Here is a 5,331-nt window from a genome sequence, read left to right on the forward strand (position 1 = left end):
AAAAAACCACCCCCCCGGCCCCGCCAACGGAGCAGCAAATCCATTCGTCCGATAGCGCTGTGGCGACCGGGGAAATGGGCCGGCATCCGTATCGTTGTTCCGATGGGGAACCCCTGTTCGTCGACTACAAGGACAGCGGGCTGCAGATTGATTTGCGGCGCTCCAACAGTGGGCCGCCGATGACACTGACGGCTCCAGCGCAGGGCCTGCAATATATTGGCGAGACGGCCACCGCGACGTTCAAAGGGTCGCAACTCACGATCGTGGAAGGCGATGGCCGCACCCGGATCTGCGAACGGGAGGGCACCCGATGAAACGTCCCGTCCTCCGACACATCGCACTGCAGCGGGAGAGAAGCGATGTCTGACACGTCGATCTCGAATGTAATGGCCATTCGTGCCGAAGTGATCGCACGAAGTCGCGCCTTGCGCGAGGCGCAGCCAACGGCACCGCCAGGCGTCGCGCCGACCGCTCCGGCCTCAACCTTTGCCGACACGCTTAACGCTGTGGTCGCCAAGGTCAACGAGACCCAGGAGCAAGAGGATGTCGTTACCGAAGCGTACGAACGTGGCGAAACCACCGACATTGCGACTGTCGCGCTCATTCAAAGCCGTGCGTCCATTACTTTCGAGGCGACCCTGCAAGTCCGGAACAAGCTGCTCTCGGCTTATCGGGACATTTTGAACATGCCCATCGGATGATCGCGGAGAAAACCAAAGGTCGAATTTTCATGGTTGTTGGCGAAACATCACCCCTCACGGCCACGTGCCGCACGATCAAGATGGAAGATCTCGACACGGCGGGACTGCCGGCACCTGAGCCGATAGCGCCGGACCAAGGCGCGCCATTGTGACCGACTTGCGCGCCTCGCTGCATCAAACAGGCTTGGCGACCACGCGCCTCGGCGCGGTTCTCGTAGCTGGCTTGATTGTAGGGGCGTGCAATCCAGCGCCGACCCAGCCCACCGAACCGACGCATGAAAAGCATCTGACGTCAAAGCTCATAGGGCAGCGCATCATGTACTGTGACGACGGCACGCGCGCCGATGTCGACTTCATCGATGACGGCTTGAAAATGGCCGTCACCTGGCTGCCGAAGGGCAGGACCGAGATCCTGCGCGCGCAGCGAACCGGTGACGAGTTTCGCGGCGACCATTCGCGGGCTGTCGTGGCGGGCGGATCGATCGCGTTCACGCGACGCGGGAAGATCCGCGTCTGCCACCGAACCCCGGAGGAGTCCTAGGAAATGCAGGCACTGCTTTATACGCTTGCGCCTGTCCTGGCGGTCGTGCTCGGCGCGATCATAGCGAGCCGCACAAAGTTACAGCCCGGCCTTGTGGCGGGCCTGCAGCATCTCGCTGCCGGCGTCGTGTTTGCTGCGGCGGCGACCGAAATCCTGCCCCAGGTCAAACATGAGGCTTCGCCCAGCGCCACATTGATTGGCGGGGCAGCGGGCGTTGCAACGATGCTGGCGCTCAAGGCTTTCGAGGCCCGCTTCAGGGGGCCGATGGCACTGCTCGCCGCGATCGGCATCGACATCCTCGTCGATGGTCTGGTGCTCGGCCTGGCGTTCGTCGCCGGTGAGAAGGCAGGTTTCCTGCTGACGATCGCGCTCACTCTGGAAGTGTTATTTCTGGGGCTGACGCTCACCAACGAGCTGGCGGAAACCTACCGTTCGCGGCTGCGCATCATCGTGATCGTCTCGGCAATGGCGCTGCTGCTGCCGATCGGCGCGCTGGCGGCCGTTCCGGTCGCCACGCTCTCCCCGGTGATGATCGCCGGTTTCCTCAGCTTCGGACTTATGGCGCTGCTCTATCTCGTCACGGAGGAGCTGTTGGTCGAAGCACACGAGAAGCCTGACACTCCGCTCATCAGCTCGATGTTCTTTGTGGGATTCCTCGCCCTCCTGACGCTCGAGGAGATCATGGGATGATCCCGAGCAACGACAACACTGGTGGGGAAGAGCGTCGCACGCTCTGGATCGTCCTGCTGCTGAACGCGGCGATCGCGGCGGGCTTCTTCGTCTCAGGCTATTTTGCAGATTCAAGCGCACTGATCGCCAACGGCGTCGATAACCTGTCAGACACGGCGGTATATGCGCTGAGCCTCGTCGCGCTCACTCGGGGCGAGACATGGAAGACACGCGCCGCGGTCGCTTCGGGCGTCATGCTGCTGATCTTCGCGGGCGGCATACTGCTCGACGTCGCACGGCGATACGTGCAGGGCAGCGAGCCGATCGGACCAACCATGATGGTCATGTCGGCGATCGCCGGCGCTGTGAACTTTCTTTGCCTGCGGCTGCTCCAGCGCCTCAAGGATCCGGACGTCAATCTCCGAGCCGCGACCACCTTCAGTTTCAATGACTTTATTTCCAACGGCGGCATCCTGATCGCCGGCGTGCTGGTGCTGTGGCTGGGCACCAACTGGCCGGACCTGCTGGTCGGCTTCGCCACCGCCATCATCGCCATCAAAGGCGGTGTCGAAATCCTGCGCGACGCGCGCGCCGAAACCAAGAAAAGCGAAAGGAGGTCGTCATGAACGACAAGCTCGAACTCGACATTCCAGTGTTGTTGCCGGACCTTCCTGACGCGGCCGATGCCTGCCTGGACCGTCTCGTATCAACCCTGTCAAAGCGCGAAGGTGTCGAGCGGGCGCATGTGATCTGTCTCGACGGCAACACGCCAGCGGCGCTGTGCATCCATTTCGATGCCGCCAAGCTGCCGCTGCCACGGTTGCGCGAGATGGTGCGCGCCGCAGGTGCCGAAATCACCGAGCGCTACGGCCATGCGATCTGGCAGGTGACGGGGATCAACCACGAACGTCGGGCGCGCACGGTCAGCGATGCGCTGTGCGCCTTGCCCGGCGTGGTCCAGGCAAGCGCCAGCACCAGCGGGTCTGTCCGGGTCGAATATGATCGCCGCGAAACCACCGAAGAGGAGGTGCGCGCTGCGCTTCGCAAGCTGAAGGTGAGGGTGGGCAAGCGGGTCGCTGCCGATGAACATGCCGGCCACGACCACGGCCCCGGGGGCCACGGCGCGGGCGAAGAGAAGCACGGCCCCGGCGATGGCCACGACCATAGCCACGCCGAATTTCTCGGCCCCAATACCGAGCTGATCTTCGCGCTTGCCTGCGGCGCGCTACTGGGGATCGGCTATGCGATTGAGACGCTGGCTGCCGGCGCACCGGAGTGGCTGCCCACGGCCAGTTATGTCGCAGCCTATTTCTTCGGCGGTTTCTTCACGCTGCGCGAGGCGATCGACAATCTCAGGCTGAAGAAGTTCGAGATCGACACGCTGATGTTGGTCGCCGCCGCCGGCGCCGCTGCGCTGGGCGCATGGGCCGAAGGCGCGCTGCTGCTGTTCCTGTTCAGCCTGGGACATGCGCTTGAGCATTACGCGATGGGACGCGCCAAGAAGGCGATCGAGGCGCTGGCAAAGCTCGCCCCGGAAATCGCGACCGTGCGTCGCGACGGGCAGATCAGCGAAATCCCAGTCGCGCAGATGGTCGTCGGCGACGTTGCAATCGTCCGCCCGAACGAGCGCCTGCCTGCTGACGGCTTCGTCATCAAGGGCACCAGCGCGATCAACCAGGCCCCGGTGACGGGTGAAAGCATCCCGGTCGACAAGGTGCCGGTCGCCAATGCCGCAGCGGCGCGGGCAAAGCCTGATGCAGTGGACGCGGCAAGCCGGGTTTTTGCCGGTACGATCAACGGGAGCGCCGCGATCGAGATCGAGGTGACACGCCGTTCAAATGAAAGCGCGCTCGCCAAGGTCGTGAAGATGGTGAGCGAAGCGGAGACGCAGAAGTCGCCGACGCAGCGCTTCACCGACCGGTTCGAGCAAATCTTCGTACCTGCTGTCCTCATCTTCTCTGTGCTCCTGCTGTTTGCATGGGTGGTCGTCGACGAGCCGTTCCGCGACAGCTTCTATCGCGCGATGGCGGTGCTGGTGGCGGCAAGCCCATGTGCGCTTGCGATTGCAACGCCAAGCGCGGTGTTGTCGGGCGTTGCCCGTGCAGCGCGGGGCGGCGTGCTCGTGAAGGGTGGTGCACCGCTCGAAAACCTTGGGTCACTCAAAGCGATCGCTTTTGACAAGACGGGTACGCTGACTGAAGGGCGTCCGCGCATCACGGATGTCGTGCCCGTCGATGGCGCCGATGAAGGCGAGTTGCTGGCGCTGGCGGTCGCCGTCGAGGCGCTAAGCGACCATCCTTTGGCCCAAGCTATCGTCAGGGACGGCCGCGACCGTCTGAACGATCGCGCCATGCCGACTGTCGGCGACCTCAAGAGCCTGACCGGTCGAGGCGTCACCGCGAGCGTGGATGGCGAGACGGTCTGGATCGGCAAGGCCGAGATGTTCGGAAGTGAGGGCATTCCAGCGCTGGGGCAGGGAGCGCAAGACGCGATCACGAAACTGCGCGAGAACGGTCGCACAACGATGGTGGTTCGCAAGGGGGACCGTGACCTGGGCGCGATCGGCCTGATGGACACGCCCCGCGCAGCGGCAAAGACCGCGCTGCGCCGGCTGCACGAGATGGGCGTGTCGCGGATGATAATGATTTCTGGCGATCACCAGAAAGTCGCCGAAGCGATCGCCAAAAAAGTCGGGATCGACGAGGCATGGGGCGACCTCATGCCTGAAGACAAGGTCGCGGCAATCAAAAAGCTTGCCGGCGAGGAAAAGGTCGCGATGGTGGGCGACGGCGTCAACGATGCGCCGGCGATGGCAAGCGCGACGGTCGGCATCGCGATGGGCGCAGCGGGTTCGGATGTAGCGCTGGAGACGGCAGATGTGGCGTTGATGGCCGATGATCTTGCGCATCTACCATTCGCGGTCGGCCTAAGCCGGCACACCCGCAGAATAATCCGGCAAAACGTCTTCGTCAGCTTGGGTGTCGTCGCCTTCCTCGTGCCTGCCACCATTCTCGGCCTCGGTATTGGGCCTGCGGTGGCGGTTCATGAGGGATCAACGCTGCTCGTCGTCGTTAATGCGCTCAGGCTGCTGGGCTACCGCGAACGAGCAATCATTGCTTTGAACCGCCCCGGGATTGCCGGAGGCCCCAACTCCTGAGAGGAAGGGTCTACGATGAGCAAGACGACGAACAAGTTTGCACCGGAGGTTCGTGAGCGGGCCGTCCGCATGGTGCTGGACCACCAAGGCGACCATTCGTCCCGCTGGGCGGCGATCACATCCATTGCCGAGAAGATCGGCTGTTCGGGTCACACGGTGCTAGAGTGGGTAAAGAAGACTGAGGTGGGCTCTGTTGCAAAAATCGTGAAGCTTGAGCATGCTTGGCGGAGATTGGACGGACGGAACGATGACGGATTTCAAGT

At 63.1% G+C, this 5,331-nt stretch carries 7 protein-coding genes; all 7 read left to right on the forward strand.

The window, feature by feature from the left end; all coding sequences use genetic code 11:
• Positions 1-314: hypothetical protein (locus tag AC1Q5P_RS20920; RefSeq protein WP_492519935.1), on the forward strand; the 314-nt coding region annotated here is incomplete at its 5' end.
• A gap of 45 nt (positions 315-359) precedes the next feature.
• Positions 360-701 carry a flagellar hook-basal body complex protein FliE gene (fliE, locus tag AC1Q5P_RS20925; protein WP_039330840.1) on the forward strand — a complete coding sequence of 114 codons (342 nt, stop codon included), beginning with the start codon at positions 360-362 and terminating at the stop codon, positions 699-701.
• Between the two features lie 157 nt (positions 702-858).
• A complete protein-coding gene (locus tag AC1Q5P_RS20930; protein ID WP_492519939.1) occupies positions 859-1,242 on the forward strand; it encodes a hypothetical protein in 384 nt (127 codons plus the stop codon).
• Positions 1,243-1,245: 3 nt separating this feature from the next.
• A complete protein-coding gene (locus AC1Q5P_RS20935) occupies positions 1,246-1,932 on the forward strand; it encodes a ZIP family metal transporter (protein ID WP_039330842.1) in 687 nt (228 codons plus the stop codon).
• Positions 1,929-2,537 (forward strand): cation efflux transmembrane domain-containing protein, encoded by a 609-nt coding sequence (locus AC1Q5P_RS20940; protein WP_492519936.1) that lies wholly within the window; start codon positions 1,929-1,931, stop codon positions 2,535-2,537. The genes AC1Q5P_RS20935 and AC1Q5P_RS20940 overlap by 4 nt, the downstream gene beginning before the upstream one ends.
• Positions 2,534-5,068, forward strand: coding sequence for a heavy metal translocating P-type ATPase (locus AC1Q5P_RS20945; RefSeq protein WP_492519937.1), 2,535 nt, complete (start codon positions 2,534-2,536; stop codon positions 5,066-5,068). Before AC1Q5P_RS20940 ends, AC1Q5P_RS20945 begins: the two co-directional genes overlap by 4 nt.
• 15 nt (positions 5,069-5,083) lie before the next feature.
• On the forward strand, positions 5,084-5,331 hold a 248-nt coding region (locus AC1Q5P_RS20950; protein WP_492519938.1), incomplete at its 3' end, for a transposase.

This window comes from Novosphingobium sp. GW835-FHT14H07, assembly GCF_058793515.1.